Source organism: Streptomyces sp. HUAS MG91 (assembly GCF_040529335.1).
In the GTDB taxonomy this organism is placed as follows: Bacteria; Actinomycetota; Actinomycetes; order Streptomycetales; family Streptomycetaceae; genus Streptomyces; species Streptomyces tabacisoli.
The window spans coordinates 6840090-6863665 of sequence record NZ_CP159534.1 but is presented as its reverse complement, the minus strand read 5'-3'; the positions used below and the strand labels follow the sequence as shown (position 1 = coordinate 6863665).

Genomic DNA, 23576 nt, shown 5'->3' with positions numbered 1-23576 from the left:
CGCCACGCGCACCGCTGCCCGCGCCGCTGGAGGAGCCTCGGTGTCCGACCCCGCCCTCGACCTGGCCCGCAAGCTCCTGGCGGCCGCTACCAGCGCACCCGCAGTGTACGAACCCCGCGCATCAGCAGTCCCGGCAGCCAGCCGTCCGGTTCGCCGTCGAGGGCGAGGTCCGGGCAGCGGTCGAGGAGGGAGCGCAGCGCGATCCGGCCCTCCAGGCGGGCGAGGGGCGCGCCCAGGCAGAAGTGGATGCCGTGGCCGAAGGCGAGGTGCCCGCGCGGCGCGCGGCGGATGTCGAAGCGGTCGGGGTCGGGGAAGCGGTCCGGGTCGCGGTCCGCGTCGCCGATCGCGATCAGGACGGGGTCGCCCGCGGGGATCACCGTGCCGCCGATCTCGATCGGCTCGACCGCGAAGCGGTGGGTGGTCGTCTCGACCGGGCCGTCGTAGCGCAGCATCTCCTCCACGGCGCCGTCGATGAGGGTCATGTCGGCGCGCAGCGCGGCGAGTTGGTCCGGGTGGTCGAGGAGCGCGCGGACGCCGTTGCCGATCAGGTTCACGGTCGTCTCGTGGCCGGCCACGAGCAACAGGAAGGCCATGCCGCGCAGTTCGGCCGGGGACAGCCGGTCGCCGTCCTCCGCCGTCGTCCGGATCAGCGCGCTCAGCAGATCGTCGGCGGGGGCCGCGCACCGCTTGTCCTCGATCAGCTCGTCCAGGAATCCGGCGATCTCGACATGGGCGGCGTACGCCTCCTCGTCGGACGTCGGGGCCACCACCTGCGTCGACATCCGGCGGAACCGGTCGCGGTCGATGTCGGGCACGCCGAGCAGCTCGCAGATGACGACGAAGGGGAGCGGGAAGGCGAGGGAGGCGATCAGGTCGGCGGAGCCGCGCGGCACCATCTCATCGAGCAGCTCGTCGGTGATCTTCTGGATGCGCGGGGCGAGCGCCGCCACCCGGCCGGGGGTGAACTCGCGGGTGACGAGCGAGCGCAGCCTGCCGTGCTCCGGCGGGTCGGCGAACAGCAGGTGCGGGCCGATGAGGTCGTCGGTCATGTCCCACGGCGGCGTCTTGGCCAGGCGCGGGTCGGTGAAGGCGGCGCGGGCCGCCTCGTGCCCGACGATCAGCCACAGCTCCTCGGCCGGGCCCGGGCCGGGCGTGCGCACGTGGTGGACCGGGCCGCGGGCCCGCAGCTTCTCGTACACGGGGTACGGGTCGGCGTAGAACCCCGCGCGGCCGTGGTCCGCGTACTCGGTCAGATCGACGATCTCAGTCATGCCCGCGCCCTCCGGATGTCCGCACCGACTGCCCGCTCCCGCTCCCTTCGTTCAACTCGCGCCGCTCACGATCGGTTCCCGGCGGGTGCCTCCCGTCTCCAGGAAGCGGGCGAGCGGCAGGGTCGCGGCGCCGACGGTGACGGCGTCCGGGCCGAGCCGGCCCAGCTCCACGGTGGTCTGCGCGAGGGGGTGCCGGAGGGCGTACGCGGCGGCGGCGCGGCGCACGGGTTCGATCAGGCGCGGGCCGAGCAGCAGTCCCGCCCAGCCGCCGACGACGATCCGCTCGGGGTTGAAGAGGTTCACGAGGTCGGCGATGCCCGCGCCGAGGAACTCGGCCGTCTCGTCCAGCACGCCCGCGGCGGAGGGGTCGTCGAGGAGTTCGGCGAGAGCGCCCTCCTCGTCCGGGGCGGACCAGCTGCCGCCGGCCTCCCGCCACCGTTCGAGCAGCGCCTCCGCGCCGACGTACGCCTCCAGGCAGCCGCGCGCGCCGCACCGGCACTCCCGCCCGCCGACCTGGAGCACGGTGTGGCCCCACTCCCCCGCGCTGGACGACGAGCCCTGGTAGGGCACGCCGTCGGCGATGACACAGGCGCCGACGCCGGAGCCGATGAGGGCGATCACGGCGTTGCGGGCGCCGCGGCCCGCGCCGAACCACATCTCGGCGCGGCCGAGCGTCTTGGCGCCGTTGTCGACGAACAGGGGCAGTGCGGCGAGGAGTTCGTCCTGTGCGCGCAGCATGGACTCCAGCGGGACCGCGTCCCAGCCGATGGTCTGGCCGTGCACCACGGCGCCCTCGGGGCCGGAGGCGTCGACGATGCCGGGCACGCCGATCCCGATGCCGATGAGCGAGGCCGGGGCGGCCGCCGCCTCGGCGATGACCCGGGTCAGCCCGTCCGCGATGAGCCGCACCACGCCCTCGGCGTCGTAGCGTCCGTCCGGCAGCGGCGCCTCCACGCGCGCGAGTTCCTTCAGGGAGAGGTCGAACAGCTCCACGCGTACGCGGGTCTCGCCGACGTCCACGCCCGCGAGGTGGCCGCTGCCGGGCGCGACCCGCAGCAGGGTGCGCGGGCGGCCGCCGTCGGAGTCCACGGAACCGGCCTCCTCGACCAGGCCGTCGGCGACCAGTTCGGAGACGACATTGCTGATGGAGCCCGAACTGAGGCCCGTCAGCGGGCCCAGTTCCTGTCTGCTGAGCGGTCCCTCGAAGTAGAGCTTGCTCAGCACGGTCGCCCGGTTGTTGCGGCGCAGATCGCGCACCGTACGCCGACGTGGTCCTGCCATTCCTGGCTCCCGCCCCTTCACCCAACAGCACCCTGCTCTTCGATCACGCTGTGAATTTACCCCGGCCGGGGCCCGGTTCAGGCTTCGTCCAGGAGCCCCGCGTCGTGGACGAGCAGCGCGATCTGCACACGGTTGTTGAGGTCGAGCTTGGTCATGACGCGTGAGACGTGGGTCTTGACGGTGGCGACGCTCATGTACAGGGCCGCGGCGATCTGCGCGTTGGACTTGCCGCGGCCCACCTCGATCGCCACCTCCCGCTCCCGCTCGGCGAGTTCACCGATGCGGGCCCGGGCCCCGGCCGTGCGCGCCTCGCGCTCGGAGGCGGCGGCGTGCGTCATCAGCTGGCGGGTCACCGCGGGCGACAGGACCGGGTCGCCGCCCGCGACGCTGCGCACGGCGCCGAGGATGTCGGCGGGCGAGGCGTCCTTGAGCACGAAACCGGCGGCGCCCGCGCGCAGCGCGCGCAGCACCTGCTCGTCGGCGTGGAAGGTGGTGAGGACGACGACCTCGGGAGCGTCCTGGCGGGCCCGCAGCCGCTCGGTGGCGGCGAGGCCGTCGAGGACCGGCATCCGGATGTCCATGAGGACGACGTCGGGCCGGAGCGCGGCGGCGCGTGTCAGCGCCTCCTCGCCGTCGGCCGCCTCTCCGACGATCTCGACGTCGTCGGCGCCGCCCAGCATGAACCTCAGGCCCGAGCGGACCAGGGGGTCGTCGTCGACGAGCAGCAACCGGATCGCGTTCATGGCCTCCACCGTAGTCAAGCTGCCGTCCCCGGTGCGCGGAGGTGTCAGCCGCTCCACGGCAGCCAGGCCCGCAGCAGGAATCCGCCGTCGGCGGCCGGCCCGTGGTCGAGCCGGCCGCCGGCGAGGGTCGCCCGCTCGGTCAGTCCGATCAGGCCCTGTCCCGAGCCGGGTACGTGCGGGACGGCGCCCGGCGGCGCCGGATTGCGGACGGTGATGGTGAGGCCGTCGCCCGCGGCGCCGGTGACCGTGACGGCGACGCCGGCTCCGGGGGCGTGCTTGCGGGCGTTGGTCAGGCCCTCCTGGGCGATGCGGTAGGCGGTGCGGCCGGTGGAGGCGGGTACGTCCTTGGGGTCGGGGACGCGGTTGTCGAGCGTCACGTCCATGCCGGCCTCGCGGGACTCGGCGACCAGGGTGTCGAGGGCGACGAGGGTGGGCTGCGGGCGGCCGGACTCCTCCCCGTGGTCGGCGGCGCGCAGCACGCCGATGATCTCGCGGAGGTCCTGGAGGGCCTCGTGGGCGCTCTCCCGGATGACGCCGGCGGCCCGGGCGACCTCCTGCCGGGGCGCGTCGGGCCGGAACTCCAGGGCGCCCGCGTGCACGCTCAGCAGGGTGAGCCGGTGGGCGAGCACGTCGTGCATCTCGCGGGCGATGGCCTCACGGGCCAGCCGCTGGGCGTTCTCGGCGCGCAGGGCCGCCTCGTTCTCGGCGCGCAGGGCCCGGTCCCGCAGCGACATCAGCAGCTGACGCCGGGAGCGGACGAACATGCCCCAGCCGACCACGGCGATCGTGATGATCACCGTGAAGGTGACGGCCGCGCCCCACGAGGTGTCGGGCTCGGGCCGCAGCCAGAAGAAGAACGGGACGAGCACCAGGTTGGCGCCGCCGACCCAGGCGATGTAGCGGAACGGGCGGTGCACGGCGAGCGTGAACAGCGCGACCATGGAGGCGCCGCCCGCGGTGTTGGACAGGAAGCCGACCGGGAGCATCGCGAGGGCGAGGCCGAGCGGCCAGCGTCTGCGCAGCCAGACGGCGGCGCAGGCGAGCGCGCCGAGCACCTGGTCGATCCAGGCGAGGGCCTGCGGTGTGTGCGGGTCGTCCCAGACCTGCTCGGCCGCGAGCAGGCCGATGAAGACGGCGGCGAGGAAGCAGGCGAAGTCGACGATCCAGTCGCGGACGGTACGCCGTCTGCGGCCGGGGCGGCCGTCGGGGCCGAGGTCGAGCTCGTCGGCGACGACCGAGGGCAGCCAGCGCCGCCACCGCGGTGACGGCTCACCGGCCGGTCCCGCGATCGCCGGTGTCTGCTGGTCCTGCATGGCCTCCATGGTCGACAAATCTACGCACGTTGGGCGTCGGGCACCCCTTCGTGCGGTGATCCCGGGACCAAAGTCGGACAACGGAAGACTTTGGTCCCGGGCTGCCGTGCCGTCGGGCGACTTGTGTCGTGCGGGCCTCGCCCCGCGGCCGATGTGGGTGGGGGTCCGCGGGGCGAGAGTTCCTGGCATGAACAAGAAGCAGGTGCGGACGGTGCTGGAGATCGTCGGGACCATCGCCCTGGTCCAGGGGGCCATGGGCCTGATCCACGCGTTCACGGGCCGGCTCGGCTGGGGCCTGATCGGGCGGATCCCCTTCGTCGACGGCCGCGAGGTGTACGGGAGCATCGCGCTGGTGGTGCTCGCGATCGCCCTGTTCGCGGCCGCCGACAGCCGGAAGGAGAGCTAGGCGGGGATCAGCAGGAGTGGTCGACCAGGTCGAACGACGCGTAGTGGTCGGCCGTGTAGTAGTCCTCCTGGGTGGCCTCACCGGTGACGATGCGGCGCGCGCCGCGGTCGGACGAGCCCGGGGTGATGACCGTGTACTCGTGGTAGTAGCCGGTGGACTGCGAGGGCAGGACGCCCTCGCGGTTCTGGAACACGGTCCCGTCCTGCGAGTACGGGAACGGGCCGCCCGCCTCGATCAGGTCCAGGGTGTCGTGCGCCTGGGAGGGCAGGGCGGAGTAGCAGATGTCCCCGACCGCGGCGGCGGAGAGCGGGGACAGCTGGGCGGGGGCCGAGGCGGCGGTGGGGGCGGCCTGGGCGGCGACGGCGGCGGGGCCACCGATGAGGAGGGCGGCGGCAACGGCCGCGGCACTGAGGAAGCGTGGGGTCTTCATGCGTTCAATTGACGCGCGTAGCGCTACGCGCGTCAATCCCAACTGCCGCATGTTTTCCGGCCGTTAACGTGCGGAGCGGCGGCCCCATGCGGTTCCGGCCAGGACGAGGACCGCTCCTACGACGCCCGGAACGCCCAACTTCTCGCCGCCCAGGGTGATCCCGACGGCGGCCGCCCAGAGGGGTTCGGTGCCGAGCAGCAGGCTCACGCGGGAGGGCGAGGTGCGGCGCACGGCCCACATCTGCACGAAGAACGCGAACAGCGTGCAGCAGACGGACAGGAACAGCAGTCCGGCCCAGTCGGCGGGCCGGAAGGCGGCGGCCGCGTCCCAGGGGGCGGCGCCGGTGCCCGGGGCCGCGCAGAGCAGGGCGAACACGACGACGGCGGTGCCGAGTTGGACCGTCGTCAGCGGCAGCGCCTCGGCGCCCCGCACTCCGCGCATGCGGGCCATGGCGAGGACGTGCACGGTACGGGCGAGGGCCGCCAGGAGCATCAGCAGATCGCCGGCCGAAGGTGTCGTGAAACCGCCCCCCTGGGTGAGCAGCACGACGCCGAGGACGGAGAGGCCGGCCGCCGCCAGGAAGGTGCGGGACGGCCGGGTCCTGGTGAGCGCGGACTCGGCGAGCGGCGTGAAGATCATGGTGAGGCTGATGATGAGGCCCGCGTTGGTCGCCGAGGTGTGCACGACACCGTAGGTCTCCAGGAGGAAGATCCCGCTGAGGATCAGGCCGAGCAGCCCGGCGCCGCGCCATTGGGCGGCGTTCAGAGCACGCAGCGCCCGCAGGCCCGTGCCCGCGAGGACGGGCAGCACGATGCCGAAGCGCAGGACGAGGACGGCGAGCACGGTCGACGGGGTGGTGACGCCCTTGGCGGCGAGATAGCTGGCGCCCCAGACGACGGCGACGGCGAGCACGGGGACGTCGGTGAGCCAGGCGCGGGGGCGGGGCGCGGGCAGGGCGAGGCTGCTCAAGTGGGTCTCCGGGAGGGGCGGGTCCGTGCGGAGACGTCGGTGGCTCGCGCGAGAAGGCGCTCACAGTATCCAGGGCGTGATCACGTTGGCCAGAGGTCGTGCGGGGGCCGATCCGACGGGGGTTCGGCGTCCGTTTGCCGCCAGCTTTCGTTCCCGTACGCGGCTGTACTCGGAGCACGACAACAGCTCGCTACGGAGGCGGACATGAACGGCAAGGTGGCTCTGGTGACCGGCGGCTCGCGCGGGATCGGCGCGGCGACGGCGCTGCGGCTCGCGGCGGACGGATTCGACGTGGCCGTCACCTACGTCCAGGGCAAGGAGGCCGCCGAGGAGGTGGTGCGGCGGATCGAGGGTCTCGGCCGGCGCGGGCTCGCGCTGCGGTCGGACTCCGCGGACGCCGGTGAGGCGGCGGAGGCGGTCGGGCAGACGGTCGGGCGGCTGGGCCGTGTCGACGTGCTCGTCAACAATGTCGGCCTGGGAGTGCTCGGCCCGCTGGAGGGCCTGTCGCTCGCCGATGTCGACAAGGTGCTCGCGGTGAACGTGCGCGGGGTCTTCCTCGCCGCGCAGGCCGCGGCGCGGCTCATGGGCGAGGGCGGCCGGATCGTCACGATCGGCACGTGCATGACGCAGCGGGTGCCGGGGCCCGGCGGCACGCTCTACACGATGAGCAAGTCGGCGCTGATCGGCCTGACGAAGGCGCTGGCCCGGGAGCTCGGCGGGCGCGGCATCACCGCGAACATCGTGCACCCGGGCCCGATCGACACCGACATGAACCCGGCGGACGGGCCGTACGCGGACGGGCAGGCCGGGATGACGGCGCTCGGCCGGTTCGGCACGGCGGACGAAGTGGCTTCCGCCGTCGCCTACTTGGCGGGCCCGGCGGCGGTGTACGTCACGGGCGCGGAGCTGGCGGTGGACGGCGGGCACGCCGCCTGACGGTGCGGGTGTGCGGGGCGCGCGAGCGCCCCGCACCTCGCTACTGGGCGCCCGATTCGGCGTGCCGCGCGGTCAGTTGGGCGGTGCCCTGCTCGGTCAGCGAGCCGAACAGGCGCAGGCGCGAGATGCCGCCGTCCGGGTAGATGTCGATCCGGGCGTGGGTGCCGACCGCCGGCGCGTCGAGCACGAAGCGGTGGTTGGTGTCGGGCTGGAGCCGGGTGCGGGGCAGGACCTCGGTCCACTCGCCGTCCTCGCCGTCCTTGACGGAGACCGACGCCCAGCCGGCGCTGTTGCCCTTGAGGTACGCCGTGTCGATCTCCAGGGCGCGGATCTCGGACTGGGCGGCCAGCTGGTAGCGGATCCAGTCGTTGCCCTGGTCGCGGCGGCGGCGGGTCTCCCAGCCGTCGTCCATCTTGCGGGAGTAGCCCGGCTGGATGGTGTTGGAGGCGGGCGAGTAGAAGAGGTTCGAGGCGTCCTCGGCGCGGCCGCCGTTGGCGAGGGCGACGACGTCGAACGTGCCGAGCGTGGCGAGCCACTTCGGGTCCGGGACGACCTCGCCGTAGACGCGCAGGCGGGCGATGCCGCCGTCGGGGTGCTGGTTGACGCGCAGGTGCGTGAAGCGCTGCTCGGCGTCGACCGCGAAGCCGTTGGCCGCGTGGCCGCCGACCGCCGTGCGCGGGACGAGCGTCGTCCACTTCACGTCGTCGGCGAGCAGTTCCTCCGGGGTGGGCGCGCCCGCGACGGAGGTGGCCTCGACGCTGATCGCCTGCGGGTAGTTGCCGCGGAAGTGGGCGGTGTCGACGACGATGCCGCGGATCACGCCGGGCGCGCCGAGCCGGACGAGCGCCCAGTCGTGGTCGTCGGCGGTGGGCCACGGGTGGTCGGCGCCGGTGCCGCGGCGGCGGCGGGTCTCCCAGCCGTCCATGATCTTGCCCTTGTGGCCGAAGTGCTCGGGGTCGAACTCGGCGCGCTCGGGCACGAGCAGGTTCTCGCGCTGGGCGAAGAACTCGTCGTTGGCGGCGATCACTCCGGCGCCGAGGGCTCGCGCGGCGAGGTCGACGTACCGGGTGAAGGGGAAGTCCGCGGTGCGGTAGTCGGCGTACGGGTCGCCGCCGCCGTAGGGGCTGGCGTCGCCGGTGAAGCTGGGTATCCCGGAGGTCGCGGACATGGTGGTCACTTGTTCCTTTCGTCGCGCACGAGCAGCTTGCCCTGCGGAGCGGTGAACTCGCCGTCGGAGACGATGCGTTCGCCGCGCAGCCAGGTCGACTTCACGACGCCGTGCAGTGTCTTGCCCGCGTAGGCGGTGACGCGGTTGCGGTGCTGGAGTTCGGCCGGGTCGACGGTGAACGTCTCCTCGGGGGCGAGGACGGCGAAGTCGGCGTCGCGGCCGACGGCGATGGCGCCCTTGCGGTCGTCGAGGCCGACGAGGGCCGAGGTCCGCTCGGACATCCAGCGGACCACGTCCTCCAGGGAGTGGCCGCGCGAGCGGGCCGCGGTCCAGATCGCCGACAGGCTGAGCTGGAGCCCGGAGATGCCGCCCCACGCGGTGGCGAAGTCGTCGGTCTTCAGGTCGGCGGTCGACGGCGAGTGGTCGGTGACGATGCAGTCGATGGTGCCGTCGGCGAGGGCCTGCCACAGCAGGTCCTGGTTGGCGGCCTCGCGGATGGGCGGGCAGCACTTGAACTCGCTGGCGCCGTCCGGGACTTCCTCGGCGGTGAGGGTGAGGTAGTGCGGGCAGGTCTCGACGGTGACCTTGACGCCCTCGGCCTTGGCGGCGGCGATCAGCGGCAGCGCGTCGGAGGAGGACAGGTGCAGGATGTGGATGCGGGCGCCGATCCGCTTCGCGGTGTCGATGAGCCCCTTGATCGCGACGTCCTCGGAGACCCGGGGGCGGGTGGCGAGGTAGTCGTCGTACTTCGGGCCGCTGTTGTGCGGGGCGACGTCGAGCTCGTGCGGGTCCTCGGCGTGCACGATGAGCAGGCCGCCGAATCCGGCGATCTCGGCCATGGAGGCGGTGAGCTGCTCGCCGTTCAGGTGCGGGAACTCGTCCACGCCGGACGGCGACAGGAAGCACTTGAAGCCGAAGACACCGGCGTCGTGCAGCGGGCGCAGGTCCTTGACGTTGTCGGGCAGCGCGCCGCCCCAGAAGCCGACGTCGATGTGCGCCTTGGAGGCGGCGACCTCCTTCTTCGTACGGAGGTTGTCGACCGTCGTCGTCGGCGGCAGGGAGTTGAGCGGCATGTCGACGAGCGTGGTGATGCCGCCGGCCGCGGCCGCGCGGGTGGCGGTCCAGAAGCCCTCCCACTCGGTGCGCCCCGGGTCGTTCACGTGGACGTGGGTGTCGACGATGCCGGGCAGCAGCACGTCGTCGCCGAAGTCCTCGATCCTGGCGTCCGCCGGTACCTCCGCGTCGTGCGCGAGCACCGCGGTGATCTTCCCCTGGGCCACGGCGACCGACGCGGGCCGCGTACCGTCGGGGGTGATGACGCGGGTCGAGCGCAGCACCAGTTCGACTTCGACGTCCGACACCCTGGACCTCCCGTACATGAGTTCAACGTTCTGTTGAAGGAGTTTTCACTCCGGCTTCGGGAACCGTCAAGGCTCTAGACGTTTCCACAAAGTGAAATTATGATTCCGGTAGGCAGAACGTAGCTACCGACGAACTTCGAGGTCAAGAGATCACCGGCCGGGAATCGGTCGGTAGGCTGCACCATCGCCTGCTTGTCCTCGAAAGGAACGCGCCGTGCCGACGTCCGACGCCAGCACCACCGACACCGCAAAGACCACACCCAGCGGCGGTGTCCAGTCCCTGGAGCGCGCCTTCGACCTCCTGGAGCGGATGGCCGACGCCGGCGGCGAGGTGGGCCTGAGCGAACTCTCCGCGAGCAGCGGCCTGCCCCTGCCGACGATCCACCGGCTGATGCGCACGCTGGTCGCCTGCGGTTACGTGCGTCAGCAGCCCAACCGCCGGTACGCGCTCGGCCCGCGCCTCATCCGGCTCGGCGAGTCGGCGTCCCGGCTGCTCGGCACGTGGGCGCGGCCATATCTGGCACGGCTGGTGGAGGAGACCGGCGAGACGGCGAACATGGCGCTGCTCGACGGGGACGAGATCGTGTACGTGGCCCAGGTGCCGTCCAAGCACTCGATGCGGATGTTCACCGAGGTCGGGCGGCGGGTGCTGCCGCACTCGACCGGGGTGGGCAAGGCGCTGCTCGCGTACACCCCGGCGGACGAGGTGCGGGCGCTGCTCGGGCGGACCGGGATGCCCGCCGCGACCGAGAAGACGATCACCACGGCGGACGGGTTCCTGGACGCGCTGGAGGAGGTGCGGCGGGTCGGGTACGCGGTCGACGACAACGAGCAGGAGATCGGGGTGCGGTGTCTTGCCGTGTCGGTGCCTGACTCGCCGACCGCCGCCGCCATCTCCATCTCCGGGCCGGCCGGGCGCGTGACCGATGCCGCGACGGAGAAGATCGTGCCTGTGCTTCAGCAGGTGGCGCGAGAACTGTCGGCGGCACTGGCCAGCTCCGGGAACGCGTCGTAGCTTTACCGGTCCGTCGCCGGGTGCGGCATACGTCGTGGCTGGTCGCGCAGTTCCCCGCGCCCCTGGACGAGCGGAGCTCGTTTCAGGGGCGCGGGGAACTGCGCGAGAAGCGGCCACCGGGCGTCAGCCGGCGATGGTCCGGGTGTCGACGGAGCCCAGGTGGCCGTCCACCATCTCGACGACCCGGTCGGCGACGCCCAAGTGCCCCCGGTCATGAGTGACCAGCACCGTGGCGGTCCCCCGCGCCCGGGTGAGCCGGGCCAACAGCTCCAGCACCACGGCCCCCCGTTCATGATCCAGCGCACTGGTCGGCTCGTCGACGAGAAGCACCTTCGGCTCGTTCATGAGGGCCCGCGCGATATTGACCCGCTGCCGCTGCCCGCCGGACAGCTGATGCGGCCGGCGATGGGCCTGGGCGCCGAGCCCGACGGCGTCCAGCAGCTCCCCGGCCCGCGCCCGCACACCACCACGCACGCGCCGCCCGCCCAGATGGGCCATCACTTCGAGCTGCTCCAGCGCGGTGAGCGACGGCAGCAGGTTCGGCTGCTGGAAGACGATCCCGATGGCCTCGCGGCGCAGCGCGGCGGCATCGGCCCGGCCGAGCCCGGTCGCCGCGACACCCCCGACGAGCACCCGCCCGCTGTCCGGAGTGACGAGCGTCGCGGCGACGGCGAGCAGGCTGGACTTGCCGGACCCCGACGGCCCGACGACGGCGGTGAGCCCGCCGGCCGGGACTTCGAGGCTCACCCGGTCCAGGGCGGTCAGCCGCCCGTCCCCGTCCGGATACGTCAGCGTGATGTCGTCGAGCAGCAGGGTCATCGGGCACTTCCGAGCGCGGTGAGGGGATCGACGGCGGTGATCCGCCGGATGGACAGGGCGGCGCCGACGGCACCGAGGACGGTCATCACGACGGCCGGGCCGACCGTGGTCAGCGGCTCCATCACGAACGGCACGCTGTCCGGCACGAACGCCCCGATGAGGGCCGCGAGCCCGGTACCGAGGGCGGTGCCGCCGACCAGCATGACGGCGGCCTGGCCGAGCGCGTCCCGCAGCAGATGCCCGGTGGACGAGCCCAGCGCCTTCAGCACGGCGATGTCGCCGCTGCGCTGAATGGTCCAGACGGTGAAGAACGCGCCGATGACGAGCGCCGAGATGACGAAGAGGAAGCCGCGCATCAGTTGCAGCGAGCCGTTCTCGGCCTGGTAGGACCCTATGGCTTCGAGGGCGCCGTCGACGGTGGTGGTGTCGGTCCCGGCGGCGCGGTCGGCGGCGGCGAGATCGGCGCCGGACGCGGTGGACAGCGCGATGACGGTGGCCGTGGCGCCGCCGGAGCGGGTGAGCCGCTGCCAGTCGGTGAGGTCGGCCCAGACGACGGGCGTGTGGCTGTAGGAGGCGTCACCGGAGACTGCGGCGACGGTGAGCTTCCCGGCGCCGAGCGTGATCGTGCCGCCGGTGCGCACCCCGAGCTCCCGCGCGGCCTTCTGCGACAGGACGGCGGTGCCGGGCGCGACGGCGTCGGGCGCGAGACCGGAGTCCGGCCGCACCCCGAACGCGGAGACGGCGGCGGTCCTGCCGCCCGCCTCGGCGTCGAGCGTGCGGATACCGATCGGCTCGGCGCCGCGCACGCCCGGCCGCGCGGCCAGCTCCCGCCACTGTTTCTCGGTGACGGTCGAGCCGGTGAAGGACACCGACTGCCCGTCGGCGGGACGCGCGAACGCGATGTGGTCGGCCGGCAGCGCCGTCAGCGCGGACGTGTTGTCCCGCGCGAGCCCGGCGGTCAGCCCCGACAACAGCCCCACCAGCAGCGTGATCAGTACGATCACGGCGCCCATCAGGGCGAACCTGCCCCGGGCGAACCGTAGATCTCTCCATGCGACGAACATGCCGTCCACACTGCGGCCCGGCGGCCCGCCCGGGCATCGCGCCACAGCACACTTCACCCGAATCGAAGGACGCAGCCTTCTTTCAACCTTTCGGTTGACCGCTTCGAGGGATTGCCTCCGTACGCTGGTGAACGGTATGGATCCACGCTCGCTCACCCCCGCCCTGCGCGTCCTGCGCCTGTGTCTGCACCTGCTCACGGCGGGGCTGCTCGCCCTCGTCGTGGTGCGGGCCCTGACCGGGCGGACGGACGAACCGGCGGCCGCGGTGGTGACGGCGGCCGCGGCGATGGGCGCCGTCTACGCGGCCGGTCCGCTGATCCCGGCCGTCCGCTCGACCCGCCTGGGCGCGGCCTGCTGGCTCGCCGTGCTCGGCGCGGTGTGGGCGGTACTGCTCGCCCTCTCCCCCGACGGCCTGTGGCTGGCCTTCCCCCTCTACTTCCTCCTCGTGCACCTGCTGCCCGCCCGCTGGGGCGTGCCGGCCGTGGCGGTGGCGGCGGGCGCGGCCATCGCCTCGTACGTCGGACATGGCGCGCCCCTCAACGCGGGCGCGTTCATAGGGCCGCTGATCGGCGCCGCCGTCGCCGTCGCGACCGTGCTGGGCTACCAGGCCCTGTACCGGGAGAGCGAGAGCAGACGCCGGCTCATCGACGAGCTGATTGCGACCCGCGCCGAACTCGCCGCCGCCGAGCGCACCGCGGGCACCCTCGCCGAACGCGAACGGCTCGCCCGCGAGATCCACGACACCCTCGCGCAGGGCCTGTCCTCGATCCAGTTGCTGCTGCGCGCGGCCGGGCGCGATCTGCCCGCGGGCTCCCCCGCCGCCGACCACATCGAGCAGGCGCGGGCGACCGCCCAGGACAATCTCGCCGAGGCCCGCCGTTTCGTGCGGGCGCTCAGCCCGCCCGACCTCGACCACGGCTCACTGGCCGGCGCCCTGGAACGGCTCTGCGCGACGGCCCCCGGCGTCAGCGCCCGCTTCACGACGAGCGGCACCCCGCTCGCGCTCCCCACCCCGTACGAGGTGGCGCTGCTGCGGATCGCCCAGTCGGCGCTCGGCAACACGGTCCGGCACGCGCACGCGCGCCGCGCGGAGATCACCCTCAGCTTCATGGAGACCTCGGTGGCCCTCGACGTGGTGGACGACGGCGACGGATTCGACCCGGAGCGGGCCGTCACGGGCGACGGCGTCGGCAGCGGTGACGGCGGGTTCGGGCTGCCCGCGATGCGGGCGCGGGTGCGGGCGCTCGGCGGCACGTTCACCGTCGAGTCGGCGCCCGGCCAGGGGACGGCCGTCGCCGTCACCCTGCCGCTGCCGGCCGGGGGCCCGGCGTGATCCGGCTGCTGCTCGCCGACGACCATCCCGTCGTACGGGCCGGGCTGCGGGCCGTCCTCGACGCGGAGCCCGACTTCGAGATCGTGGCGGAGGCGGCGTCCGCCGAGCGGGCGGTGGAACTGGCCGCGTCGGAGCGGGTCGACGTGGTGCTGATGGACCTGTCGTTCGGGGGCGGGATGCACGGCTCGGAGGCGACGGCGCTGATCGCGGCGGCCGACGGCGGGCCGCGGGTGCTGGTGCTCACCACGTACGACACCGACGCGGACATCCTGGCGGCGGTCGAGGCCGGGGCCTCCGGGTATCTGCTGAAGGACGCGCCGCCGGAGGAGCTGGCGGCGGCCGTCCGCACCGCCGCCGCGGGGCGCTCCGCGCTGGCCCCGGCCGTCGCGCTCCGCCTGATGGACCGGATGCGGGCGCCTGCCGAGTCCTTGAGCAAGCGGGAGCTGGAGGTGCTGCAGCTGGTGCGGGACGGGTTGTCGAACGCCGAGATCGCCCGTCAGCTGTTCCTGAGCCAGGCCACGGTGAAGTCCCACCTGGTGCACGTGTACGCCAAGCTCGGCGTGGATTCCCGCACCTCGGCGGTGGCCGCCGCCATCAGCAGGGGCCTGGTCCGGCCCCGCTAGGGCCTGTCCGGCGGATCAGGTCGCGTGCCAGACGCCGCGCCCGCGACAAGATCCGCCGGACAGGCCCTAGGGCGTGTGCGCGGGTCAGCTGTGGCTGGTCGCGCAGTTCCCCGCGCCCCTGACGGGGCGCAGGAGCGCCCTCAGTTCGGCTCGGGCGATCTTGCGGACGGGAACCGTCAGGATCGGGCACCAGGCGTGACGACGGGTGTAGCGGTGCACCGGGCCCCGGTGGCCGCCGATCACCAGGAGGTCGTCCGGGCCCGCGGCCAGGCCGACCAGCACGGGCCCGGGACGCCCCCGCACCACCCGGAGGGCCACGTCCAGGTCGGGCGGCAAGCCTCCCACCGCCTCCTCGAAGGCGCGGGCAAGCGTGGCACGGGCCTCGGCGTGCCAGTGCCGGGCCCAGGCGTGATCGGGCCAGCGGGCGTAGAGCTTCTCGCCCTCGGGCGGCTCCCAGGCCACGACGGCGACCAGCGCGCGGCCCGACCGGCGGGCCTGGTCCACCGCGGAGCGCACCGCGGCGAGGCTCGCCGGGGAACCGCTCACCCCGACCACCACTCGGCCGGCCCTGAACCCGTCGTCGTACACCGCACGCCTCCTCTGCGCTCCCAGGCCACTTCTCCTCAGCCACTGTTCGAGTCTGTACGCTGATTGGCCTGGACAGCAGGGCCAATATCGGAGATGTGGCATGGCGGGTGGAGCAGTGGTCCGCAGCATGGACAGCCTCGGCAGCCGGCGGCTCGCCGAGCTGGTGACCGGGACCACGGCCGGGCGGACGCCCGGCTATCGCGCGCTCGCTCAGGGCGTGCGGACGCTGCTGCTCGACGGGCGGATCCCGCTGCGCACCCGGCTGCCCGCGGAACGCGAGTTCGCGGCGGCGCTCGGGGTCAGCCGGGCCACCGTCACGGCCGCCTACGACCTGCTGCGGGAGAGCGGGTACGCGCACAGCAGGCGCGGCTCGGGGACCTGGACGGAGCTGCCGGACGGGGCGCGGCCGACCAGCGTCGCCACCCCGGCCGCCGGGGACGGGGTGATCGACCTGGCGATCGCGGCGCCGGGCGCGGTGGCCGAGGAGCTGACCTCCGCGTACGCCGAGGCGGCGCCGGACGTGGCCCGGCACGCGGCGACCCCGGGCTACCACCCGTACGGCCTGCCGGAGCTGCGGGCCGCGATCGCCGAGCGGTACACGCGGCGCGGGCTGCCGACGCTGCCGGACCAGATCCTCGTCACGACCGGCGCCCAGCAGGCCATCTCGCTCACCCTCACCCTCCTGGGCCGGCCGGGCGACCGGATCGCGGTGGAGAACCCGTCCTACGCGAACGCCCTGTCCGTCATCCGGCGGCTCGGGCTGCGGACCGCCCCCGTGCCGGTGACCGAGGACGGGTGGGACGCGGAGCTGTTCGGCGCGACGCTGCGGCAGTCGGCGCCCCGGCTCGCGTACCTCATCCCGGACTTCCAGAACCCGACCGGCCGTCTGATGCCGGCCGGGCAGCGGCAGCAGCTGATCGCCGCGGCGCGGGCGACCGGCACCTGGCTGGTCGTGGACGAGACGGTCGCGGACATCGGGCTCGACACCCCGACCCCACCGCCGTTCGCGTCGCTGGCCGGGGCGGGCGGCGGTGAACAGATCGTCACCGTCGGCTCGTTGAGCAAGGGGCACTGGAGCGGGCTGCGGGTGGGGTGGGTGCGCGCGGGCACCCGGCTGATCACCGAGCTGACGGCGCTGCGGGTGACCGCCGACATGTCGGGGTCGGTCCTGGACCAGCTGGTGGCGGGCCGGCTCATCGGCCGGGAGGCCGAGGTGCTGCGCCACCGGCTGCCCGTACTGCGTGCCCAGCGCGACCATCTGGCGGACGCGCTGGCGCGTGAATTCCCCTCGTGGCGCTGGGCGTTGCCGCCCGGCGGGATGTCACTCTGGATCGATCTGGGACGTCCGGTCGCCTCCGCGCTGTCCCGGGCCGCGCTGCGGCACGGGGTGCGGATCGAGGGCGGGTCGCGGTTCGGCGCGGACCCCGGGACGTTCGAGCACCGGCTGCGCTTCCCCTACACGCAGCCGGTGGACGTGCTCGACGAGGCGGCGCGCCGGATCGCGGCGGCGGTGGACGGCGGGCTCGGCGGGGCGGGCGACGAGCCGGGGCGGCCGCACTGGGTGGCCTGACCCGCGCCCTCCCGCCGGCCGGCTCAGTTCCTCGACGGCGGCGCGGTGCCGAACAGCTCGACGGCGCCGCGGACTTGGGACAGCGCCCCGGACAGTGCGCTCACCGAGCCGATCGCCCCCGCGACCAGCAGCAGCGACCTTCGCAGCCGCGGCACTTCGGGCTGTCCGCCGCCCGCCATGGCGTCCAGGGACGCGAGTTCGTCCTCGGCGATCCCCCGGTCGGCGAACTCGACCGGATGGGACGCGAGTTCACGACGCAGCCGGGACACGGCCGTTCGCAGCTCCGCCACCCGCGGATCCTCGTCGCTGCCCGTCACCACTCTCTGCTCCATGCTTCGCAACACAGCACTCCCCCTCGCACCTCGTCGTGCGTCTCCCGCTGTCCCGCGCTCCACGGTGGTCAGTCGTGCAACTCGGTTGTGAGGCGGACCAGTTAACGCCACACGAGCCCGTCCGCGCCAGTCCGTTGCGTAGAGCAACTTCATGGGCGCGCCGCGGGCCCGGGCCGCCGACGGCGGTGACGTGCGGTATGCAGGGACCATGACGACGACAGACACAGGCGCGGTCGCGGGGCTGCTGCTCGCGGCCGGGGGCGGGCGGCGGCTCGGTGGCCGCCCGAAGGCCCTGCTGACCCACGACGGCCGCCCTCTGGTGGAACACGCCGTACGGACCCTGCGCGCGGGGGGATGCGGGCCGCTGCACGTGGTACTCGGGGCGGCGGCCGACGACGTGCGGAAGCGGGCCGCGCTCGACGGATGCGTGCTCGTGGACAACCCCGGATGGGCGGACGGCATGGGTTCGTCGCTGCGGGCCGGCCTCGACTCGCTCGCCGCGACCGGCGCGTCGGCCGCGCTCGTCCTGCTCGTCGACCAGCCTGGCATCGGGGCGGCCGCGGTGGCCCGGGTCCGGGCGGCGCTGCGCTCCCCCGCGTCCCTGGCGGCGGCCGCGTACGACGGGGAGCGCGGGCACCCGGTGCTCTTCGGCCGCGACCACTGGGCCGGGATCGCCGCGAGTGCGAGCGGCGACCGCGGGGCACGCGCCTACCTCAAGGAGCACGCGGCGGCGGTGGAACTGGTGGAGTGCGGGGACATCGCCGAGGCGTACGACATCGACACCGAGGCCGACCTCCGGCACCTTCGGTGAAGGGGGTGGCACTCAGCGCCACGGTCTGTCGACTCAGAGAATCTCGACATCAACAAACCATTGAACTTCCACAATGAGGAAACTAGTATCCACTGATCAGAAGGGCAGGTCCCCCGAAGCGGGGCCAGCAGCCGTACCCAGGCGCGCCCGGCACCCCGTGCCGACGCCCGCGCCCGCTCGCTGAAGGAAGTGACAGTTCATGTCCGCACCAGCGCCGTCCCCGCTGGCCATCGTCGACGCCGCGCCCCTGCCCCGGCAGGACGAGGTGCTCACCGACGCGGCCCTCGCCTTCGTGGCCGAGCTGCACCGGCTGTTCACGCCCCGGCGTGACGAGCTCCTCGCCCGCCGCGCCGAGCGCCGCGCCGAGATCGCCCGCACCTCCACGCTCGACTTCCGCCCGGAGACCGCCTCGATCCGCGAGGACGACACCTGGAAGGTCGCCGAGGCCCCGGCCGCGCTGAACGACCGCCGGGTCGAGATCACCGGCCCCACCGACCGCAAGATGACGATCAACGCGCTGAACTCGGGCGCGAAGGTCTGGCTCGCCGACTTCGAGGACGCCTCGGCCCCGACCTGGGAGAACGTCATCGGGGGTCAGCTGAACCTGACCGCCGCCTACAACCGCTCGATCGACTTCACCGACGAGCGCACCGGCAAGTCGTACGCCCTCAAGGACGCCGACGAGCTCGCCACGGTCGTCATGCGCCCGCGCGGCTGGCACCTCAACGAGCGCCACCTCATTGACACCACCGCGGACGGCAAGGCCGTCCCGGGCGCCCTGGTCGACTTCGGCCTCTACTTCTTCCACAACGCCAAGCGCCTCATCGAGCTCGGCAAGGGCCCGTACTTCTACCTCCCGAAGACGGAGTCGTACCTGGAGGCCCGCCTCTGGAACGAGATCTTCGTCTTCGCCCAGGACTACGTCGGCATCCCGCAGGGCACCGTCCGCGCCACCGTCCTCATCGAGACGATCACGGCCGCGTACGAGATGGAGGAGATCCTCTACGAGCTGCGCGACCACGCCTCCGGCCTGAACGCGGGCCGCTGGGACTACCTCTTCTCCATCGTCAAGAACTTCCGTGACGGCGGCCAGAAGTTCGTCCTGCCGGACCGCAACCTGGTGACGATGACCGCCCCCTTCATGCGGGCGTACACCGAACTCCTCGTCCGCACCTGCCACAAGCGCGGCGCGCACGCGATCGGCGGCATGGCGGCCTTCATCCCGTCCCGCAAGGACGCCGAGGTCAACAAGGTGGCGTTCGAGAAGGTCCGCGCCGACAAGGACCGCGAGGCCGGCGACGGTTTCGACGGCTCCTGGGTCGCGCACCCGGACCTCGTCCCGATCGCGATGGAGTCCTTCGACAAGGTGCTGGGTGCGAACCCGAACCAGAAGAACCGCCTGCGCGAGGACGTGAGCGTCGCCGCCGGCGACCTCATCGCCATCGACTCGCTCGACGCGAAGCCCACGTACGACGGTCTCGTCAACGCCGTCCAGGTCGGCATCCGCTACATCGAGGCCTGGCTGCGCGGGCTCGGCGCCGTCGCGATCTTCAACCTCATGGAGGACGCGGCCACCGCCGAGATCTCGCGCTCGCAGATCTGGCAGTGGATCAACGCCGGTGTCGTCTTCGACGACGGCCAGACGGTCACCGCGGACCTGGCCCGCAAGGTCGCCGCCGAGGAGCTGGCGACCATCAAGGCCGAGATCGGCGCGGAGGCCTTCGCGGCCGGCAAGTGGCAGCAGGCCCACGACCTGCTCCTCCAGGTCTCCCTGGACGCCGACTACGCCGACTTCCTGACCCTCCCGGCCTACGAGCAGCTCCGCTGACCGACCCGGTTTCAGGGCCCCCGGCACCGCACAGCGCCGGGGGCCCTGTCGTGTCGTCGTCGGCTGACGGCCGGTGGGTGGCTGGTCGCGCAGTTCCCCGCGCCCCTGAAGGGCGCGGGGAACTGCGCGAGAAGCGGCCACCGGCCGTCAGCCGGAGAACGACCGCCTCCGATTCATCCCAGGTGAACGGACCAGTCCTGCTCAGCCCCCGGCTTCCCGTGCAGGTCGGGCACCCGCTTCAGCCAAGCGGGCCGCCCCTTCTCCATGGCAGCCGCGCGCCGCGCATCGGCGGCGGCCAGCTCGTCCCGAGAAGGAAAGTCCGTCGGAAGCCAGGACGCCGAACTCCGAGCCCGGGCCAGCAAGTACGACACATACGCGTCCCGCGCCTCCCCCGGCGACGCGAAGTCGGTCGTGAGCCAGGCGTCCGGCACCAGGGCCAGCACCTCGCGCAACAGCGCCTCCGTCACCTTCGGAGCAAGCTCGGCGTCGGCGGCACGCGTATCCGGGCCGTACCCGCCCAGCGCGTGGTGCCTGAAGTCGTAGGCCCGCTCGGGCGCGGCCCCCTCCCAGCGGTGGTGGAAGACGAGCGCCGCCCCGTGGTCGATGAGCCACAGCTTCGGCGGGACGGTGCCGAACGTCGGCCAGACCATCAGGTTCGAACTGTGCACGGTGCGGTCGACGTTGACGGTGAACGCGTCCAGCCAGACGATCCGGCCCGCTTCGAGCGGGTCGACGGGAAACACCGCGGCGACCTCGGGCGTGAAGTCGGCCGCGCCCGGCAGATAGTCCATGCCGAGGTTGAGCCCGGCGCTCGCGTGCAGCAGGTCCTGGACCTCCTGGTGCGGTTCGCCGGCCGCGACGGCCGGGTCGAAGCGGGCGAGGACCAGCTCGGGGAAGCGCAGCCCGAGCCGGCGCGCCAGCTCCCCGACGACGATCTCGGCGACCAGCGCCTTGACGCCCTGCGCGGCGCCGGTGAACTTGAGCACGTAGGTGCCCAGGTCGTCGGCCTCCACGACCCCGGGGACCGAGCCGCCGGCATGCAGCGGGGTGACGTAGCGGGTCGCCGTGACTTCTCTCAGCATGGTCCAAGGCTCCCTGGATCAAATGCCCAGCATTTCACGGCGCGCCGTGGGCGGTCGTCATCGCGGGTGCGTCTCGCTCATCCGGCGCGCCAGCTCGGCCAGACGGTGGCGCTGGGCCTTGGTCGCCTGCCCGATCACGAGGGGCCGCAGCGGCCTCGGGAAGACCACGCGGATCGTCTCGCGGACCCGGGCGCCCTCGGGGGTGTCGGTCAGCTCCACCGTGGCCGTGAGCCGGACGCCGCCGGGGCTGTGGACCTCGCTCACGACCTGGCGGCCGGCGCGCGGGAACGTCATCGACACGCGGATCGGGTTGTCCCAGCGCAGCGGCCCCAGCCGGAACCGCTCCACCGCGACGTACCGCACCTCTTCGGGCAGGGTCGCCACATCGCGCACCGCGACGACGAGCGGTGCCAGGCCGACGTAGTTGTCCGGCCGTTCCAGGTGCGCGAAGACCTGGGCCGCCGTGGCGGCGACGGTGACGCTGCGACTGAACTCCTCCGTGGGCATGTGCACATCATGGCCCAGCCGGCGATTTCCGCTCCACGGGCCTTCATGAATGGCACGTTTCTCATTAGCATCCGACGATGCGCCGGATCATCGCCGTACTCATCGGATTCCTGCTCGGTCTCACGGCACTCCAGCCCGCCGCGCACGCCGCGGAAGCGGAGGTCCCCGCGGCCCACTCCGTGGAGAGCGTTCCGGCGACCGGGGCGCTCTTCTACCCGAGCGTGCTGGGCGCGGTCCCCCGGCTCGGCGGACCGCACTTCTGCTCGGCGGGCATCGTCCACTCGCCCTCGCGCGACCTGCTGGTGACCGCGGCCCACTGTGTCTTCGGGGGCGGTGCCACCATCGAGTTCGCGCCCCTGCTGCACGACAGCGAACTCCCCGGCGGTGTCTGGTCGGTGACGGACATCTACATCGACCCGGCGTGGAAGAAGTCGTTCGACCCCCGGCACGACGTCGCCTTCCTGCGCGTCGCGCCGCAGGGCGGCAAGAGGATCGAGGACGTGGTGCCGGGCGCGCCCCTCGCCGCGCCGCGGGCACAGGAGCCGGTCACGGTCAGCGGCTATCCGATGGGCAGCCGGGGCCGTCCCCTCACCTGCACCGCCCCGCTGGAGGACGTCGACGGCTACTCCGGCATCCACTGCGGCGGGTTCGGCAGCGGGACGAGCGGCGGCACCTGGCTCCAGGACGGACGGCTGGTCGGTGTGATCGGCGGTCTCGAACAGGGCGGATGCGCACCGGACGTGGAGTACAGCACCCCCTTCGGGAGCGATGTCCAGGCGCTCTTCGCGCGGGCGGCCGCCGGCGGCAAGGGCGATCTGGTGCCCATCGGCTTCACCGCGAACGCCTGCTGAGCGAGTCGTCAGAAGTCGACCGGGTCACGGATGATCGGGCACGTCATGCAGTGACCGCCGCCGCGGCCCCGGCCCAGCTCGGCGCCCACGATGGTGATGACCTCGACCCCGGCCTTGCGCAGCAGCGTGTTGGTCTGGGTGTTGCGGTCGTAGGTGAAGACGACGCCGGGTTCGAGGGCGACGGCGTTGTTGCCGCTGTCCCACTGCTGGCGCTCGGAGGCGTAGACGTCGCCGCCGGTCTCGATGACGCGCAGGCCGATGCCGAGGGCCTTCCCGACGACGTCGACGAACGGGGTCGAGCCCTCGTCGGTGATGTCCAGGCCCGGCGCCCCGGCCCCGGGGCGCAGCGTGAACGTGTGCACCGAGTCCATGATCTTCGGGTAGAGCGTGACGATGTCGCGGTCGGCGAAGGTGAAGACGGTGTCGAGGTGCATCGCCGAGCGCAGCCGGGGCATCCCGGCCACGATCACGCGCTCGGCCGCGCCCCGCTCGAACAGGGCGGTCGCGACCTGGGTGATCGCCTGCCGGGAGGTCCGTTCGCTCATGCCCATCAGGACCACGCCGTTGCCGACCGGCATGATGTCGCCGCCCTCGAAGGTGGCCTGCGCCCACTCGCGTTCGGGGTCGCCCCACCACACCGTGGAGCCGACGAAGTCCGGGTGGAAGAGGTAGACCGCCTTCATCAGGAGGGTCTCGTCGTGGCGGGCGGGCCAGTACAGCGGGTTGAGGGTGAGGCCGCCGTAGAGCCAGCACGTGGTGTCGCGGGTGTAGAGGGTGTTGGGCAGCGGCGGCATCAGGTACTCGCGCACGCCCGCCGTCTCGCGGGCCAGCGCCACGTACGGGGAGCGGAAGCCGTCCGGCAGGTCGGTGGTGGCCAGGCCGCCGATGAGGTACTCGGCGAGGCGGCGCGGCTCCAGGCTCTCCAGGAACGCGCGGGTGTCGTCGATGAGCCCGACGCCGACCTGGTTCGCCACGATCTTGCGGTCCAGGAGCCAGCTCCTGGCCTCGGGGATCGCCATGATCCGCGCGAGCAGGTCGTGCAGTTCGACGACCTCGACGCCCCGCTGGGTCAGCTTGTTGACGAAGTCGGCGTGGTCGCGCTGCGCGTTCTCCACCCACATCACGTCGTCGAAGAGCAGGTCGTCCGAGTTGGTCGGGGTGAGCCGGCGGTGCGCGAGGCCCGGCGCGCACACGAGGACCTTGCGCAGTCTGCCCACCTCGGAGTGGACGCCGTAGGAGGCGGAAGCGGGAGTGGTGTCGGGGTCGGTCACGGTC

The 23576-nt window shown here is 73.0% G+C and carries 24 protein-coding genes; 9 read left to right on the top strand and 15 right to left on the bottom strand.

Translation table 11 applies throughout. The features are described from left to right. Window positions 1-86: 86 nt before the first annotated feature. The 4 genes from ABII15_RS31125 to ABII15_RS31110 all read right to left on the bottom strand — a co-directional run bounded on the left by ABII15_RS31125 (window position 87) and on the right by ABII15_RS31110 (window position 4608). Complete coding sequence (locus ABII15_RS31125) at window positions 87-1271, bottom strand: cytochrome P450 (protein WP_353945600.1); 1185 nt, start codon at window positions 1269-1271, stop codon at window positions 87-89. Window positions 1272-1322: 51 nt separating this feature from the next. Then, window positions 1323-2552 (bottom strand): ROK family transcriptional regulator, encoded by a 1230-nt coding sequence (locus tag ABII15_RS31120; RefSeq protein WP_353945599.1) that lies wholly within the window; start codon window positions 2550-2552, stop codon window positions 1323-1325. Window positions 2553-2629: 77 nt separating this feature from the next. After that, window positions 2630-3295, bottom strand: coding sequence for a response regulator transcription factor (locus ABII15_RS31115; protein ID WP_353945598.1), 666 nt, complete (start codon window positions 3293-3295; stop codon window positions 2630-2632). A gap of 44 nt (window positions 3296-3339) precedes the next feature. Then, window positions 3340-4608 carry a histidine kinase gene (locus ABII15_RS31110; RefSeq protein ID WP_353947255.1) on the bottom strand — a complete coding sequence of 423 codons (1269 nt, stop codon included), beginning with the start codon at window positions 4606-4608 and terminating at the stop codon, window positions 3340-3342. Between the two features lie 187 nt (window positions 4609-4795). Here ABII15_RS31110 and ABII15_RS31105 point away from each other — a divergent pair, with 187 nt between their 5' ends. After that, the gene (locus tag ABII15_RS31105; protein ID WP_353945597.1) at window positions 4796-5014 is read left to right on the top strand and encodes a hypothetical protein; all 219 of its coding nucleotides are present in this window, start codon (window positions 4796-4798) and stop codon (window positions 5012-5014) included. Window positions 5015-5021: 7 nt separating this feature from the next. Here the strand turns inward: ABII15_RS31105 and ABII15_RS31100 are convergent, their stop codons facing one another. Beyond that, window positions 5022-5444, bottom strand: a complete 423-nt coding sequence (locus tag ABII15_RS31100; protein WP_353945596.1) for a ribonuclease — start codon at window positions 5442-5444, stop codon at window positions 5022-5024. Between the two features lie 63 nt (window positions 5445-5507). Next, complete coding sequence (locus ABII15_RS31095) at window positions 5508-6413, bottom strand: DMT family transporter (protein WP_353945595.1); 906 nt, start codon at window positions 6411-6413, stop codon at window positions 5508-5510. Between the two features lie 204 nt (window positions 6414-6617). On the opposite strand from ABII15_RS31095, the gene ABII15_RS31090 reads away from it, so the two are divergent. Further along, the gene (locus tag ABII15_RS31090) at window positions 6618-7349 is read left to right on the top strand and encodes a 3-oxoacyl-ACP reductase family protein (protein ID WP_353945594.1); all 732 of its coding nucleotides are present in this window, start codon (window positions 6618-6620) and stop codon (window positions 7347-7349) included. A 40-nt stretch (window positions 7350-7389) separates the two neighbouring features. Here ABII15_RS31090 and alc read toward each other — a convergent pair whose 3' ends face one another. Together alc and allB are read right to left on the bottom strand one after the other, a co-directional pair. Continuing rightward, the gene (gene alc, locus ABII15_RS31085; RefSeq protein WP_353947254.1) at window positions 7390-8517 is read right to left on the bottom strand and encodes an allantoicase; all 1128 of its coding nucleotides are present in this window, start codon (window positions 8515-8517) and stop codon (window positions 7390-7392) included. A gap of 5 nt (window positions 8518-8522) precedes the next feature. Further along, window positions 8523-9878 carry an allantoinase AllB gene (allB, locus tag ABII15_RS31080; protein WP_353945593.1) on the bottom strand — a complete coding sequence of 452 codons (1356 nt, stop codon included), beginning with the start codon at window positions 9876-9878 and terminating at the stop codon, window positions 8523-8525. A gap of 214 nt (window positions 9879-10092) precedes the next feature. Between allB and ABII15_RS31075 the strand changes: the two genes are divergently transcribed. After that, on the top strand, window positions 10093-10893 hold the full coding sequence (locus ABII15_RS31075) for an IclR family transcriptional regulator (protein WP_353945592.1): 801 nt from the start codon (window positions 10093-10095) through the stop codon (window positions 10891-10893). 123 nt (window positions 10894-11016) lie between these two features. Here the strand turns inward: ABII15_RS31075 and ABII15_RS31070 are convergent, their stop codons facing one another. Both ABII15_RS31070 and ABII15_RS31065 read right to left on the bottom strand, forming a co-directional pair. Next, window positions 11017-11712, bottom strand: a complete 696-nt coding sequence (locus ABII15_RS31070; protein ID WP_353945591.1) for an ABC transporter ATP-binding protein — start codon at window positions 11710-11712, stop codon at window positions 11017-11019. Continuing rightward, entirely contained in the window at window positions 11709-12776 is a 1068-nt protein-coding gene (locus tag ABII15_RS31065) for an FtsX-like permease family protein (RefSeq protein ID WP_353945590.1), read from the bottom strand. The genes ABII15_RS31070 and ABII15_RS31065 overlap by 4 nt, the downstream gene beginning before the upstream one ends. Before the next feature lie 136 nt (window positions 12777-12912). Here ABII15_RS31065 and ABII15_RS31060 point away from each other — a divergent pair, with 136 nt between their 5' ends. Continuing rightward, complete coding sequence (locus ABII15_RS31060; RefSeq protein ID WP_353945589.1) at window positions 12913-14109, top strand: sensor histidine kinase; 1197 nt, start codon at window positions 12913-12915, stop codon at window positions 14107-14109. Further along, on the top strand, window positions 14106-14732 hold the full coding sequence (locus ABII15_RS31055; protein WP_353945588.1) for a response regulator transcription factor: 627 nt from the start codon (window positions 14106-14108) through the stop codon (window positions 14730-14732). The genes ABII15_RS31060 and ABII15_RS31055 overlap by 4 nt, the downstream gene beginning before the upstream one ends. 84 nt (window positions 14733-14816) lie before the next feature. Here the strand turns inward: ABII15_RS31055 and ABII15_RS31050 are convergent, their stop codons facing one another. Beyond that, entirely contained in the window at window positions 14817-15320 is a 504-nt protein-coding gene (locus ABII15_RS31050; protein ID WP_353945587.1) for a universal stress protein, read from the bottom strand. Between the two features lie 100 nt (window positions 15321-15420). On the opposite strand from ABII15_RS31050, the gene ABII15_RS31045 reads away from it, so the two are divergent. Beyond that, window positions 15421-16890 (top strand): PLP-dependent aminotransferase family protein, encoded by a 1470-nt coding sequence (locus ABII15_RS31045; RefSeq protein ID WP_353945586.1) that lies wholly within the window; start codon window positions 15421-15423, stop codon window positions 16888-16890. Between the two features lie 23 nt (window positions 16891-16913). Here ABII15_RS31045 and ABII15_RS31040 read toward each other — a convergent pair whose 3' ends face one another. Beyond that, complete coding sequence (locus ABII15_RS31040; protein ID WP_353945585.1) at window positions 16914-17234, bottom strand: DUF5955 family protein; 321 nt, start codon at window positions 17232-17234, stop codon at window positions 16914-16916. Between the two features lie 196 nt (window positions 17235-17430). Here ABII15_RS31040 and ABII15_RS31035 point away from each other — a divergent pair, with 196 nt between their 5' ends. Beyond that, complete coding sequence (locus ABII15_RS31035; protein WP_353945584.1) at window positions 17431-18033, top strand: nucleotidyltransferase family protein; 603 nt, start codon at window positions 17431-17433, stop codon at window positions 18031-18033. Window positions 18034-18232: 199 nt separating this feature from the next. Beyond that, window positions 18233-19861, top strand: a complete 1629-nt coding sequence (aceB, locus tag ABII15_RS31030; protein ID WP_353945583.1) for a malate synthase A — start codon at window positions 18233-18235, stop codon at window positions 19859-19861. A 173-nt stretch (window positions 19862-20034) separates the two neighbouring features. On the opposite strand, the gene ABII15_RS31025 is transcribed toward aceB, so the two are convergent. Both ABII15_RS31025 and ABII15_RS31020 read right to left on the bottom strand, forming a co-directional pair. Further along, entirely contained in the window at window positions 20035-20943 is a 909-nt protein-coding gene (locus tag ABII15_RS31025; RefSeq protein ID WP_353945582.1) for a HipA family kinase, read from the bottom strand. 57 nt (window positions 20944-21000) lie between these two features. Further along, window positions 21001-21450 (bottom strand): SRPBCC family protein, encoded by a 450-nt coding sequence (locus tag ABII15_RS31020; RefSeq protein WP_353945581.1) that lies wholly within the window; start codon window positions 21448-21450, stop codon window positions 21001-21003. Window positions 21451-21527: 77 nt separating this feature from the next. Here ABII15_RS31020 and ABII15_RS31015 point away from each other — a divergent pair, with 77 nt between their 5' ends. Next, on the top strand, window positions 21528-22301 hold the full coding sequence (locus tag ABII15_RS31015; protein ID WP_353945580.1) for a trypsin-like peptidase domain-containing protein: 774 nt from the start codon (window positions 21528-21530) through the stop codon (window positions 22299-22301). Window positions 22302-22309: 8 nt separating this feature from the next. Here ABII15_RS31015 and ABII15_RS31010 read toward each other — a convergent pair whose 3' ends face one another. Then, window positions 22310-23572 (bottom strand): arginine deiminase, encoded by a 1263-nt coding sequence (locus ABII15_RS31010; protein ID WP_353945579.1) that lies wholly within the window; start codon window positions 23570-23572, stop codon window positions 22310-22312. Window positions 23573-23576 lie beyond the last annotated feature (4 nt).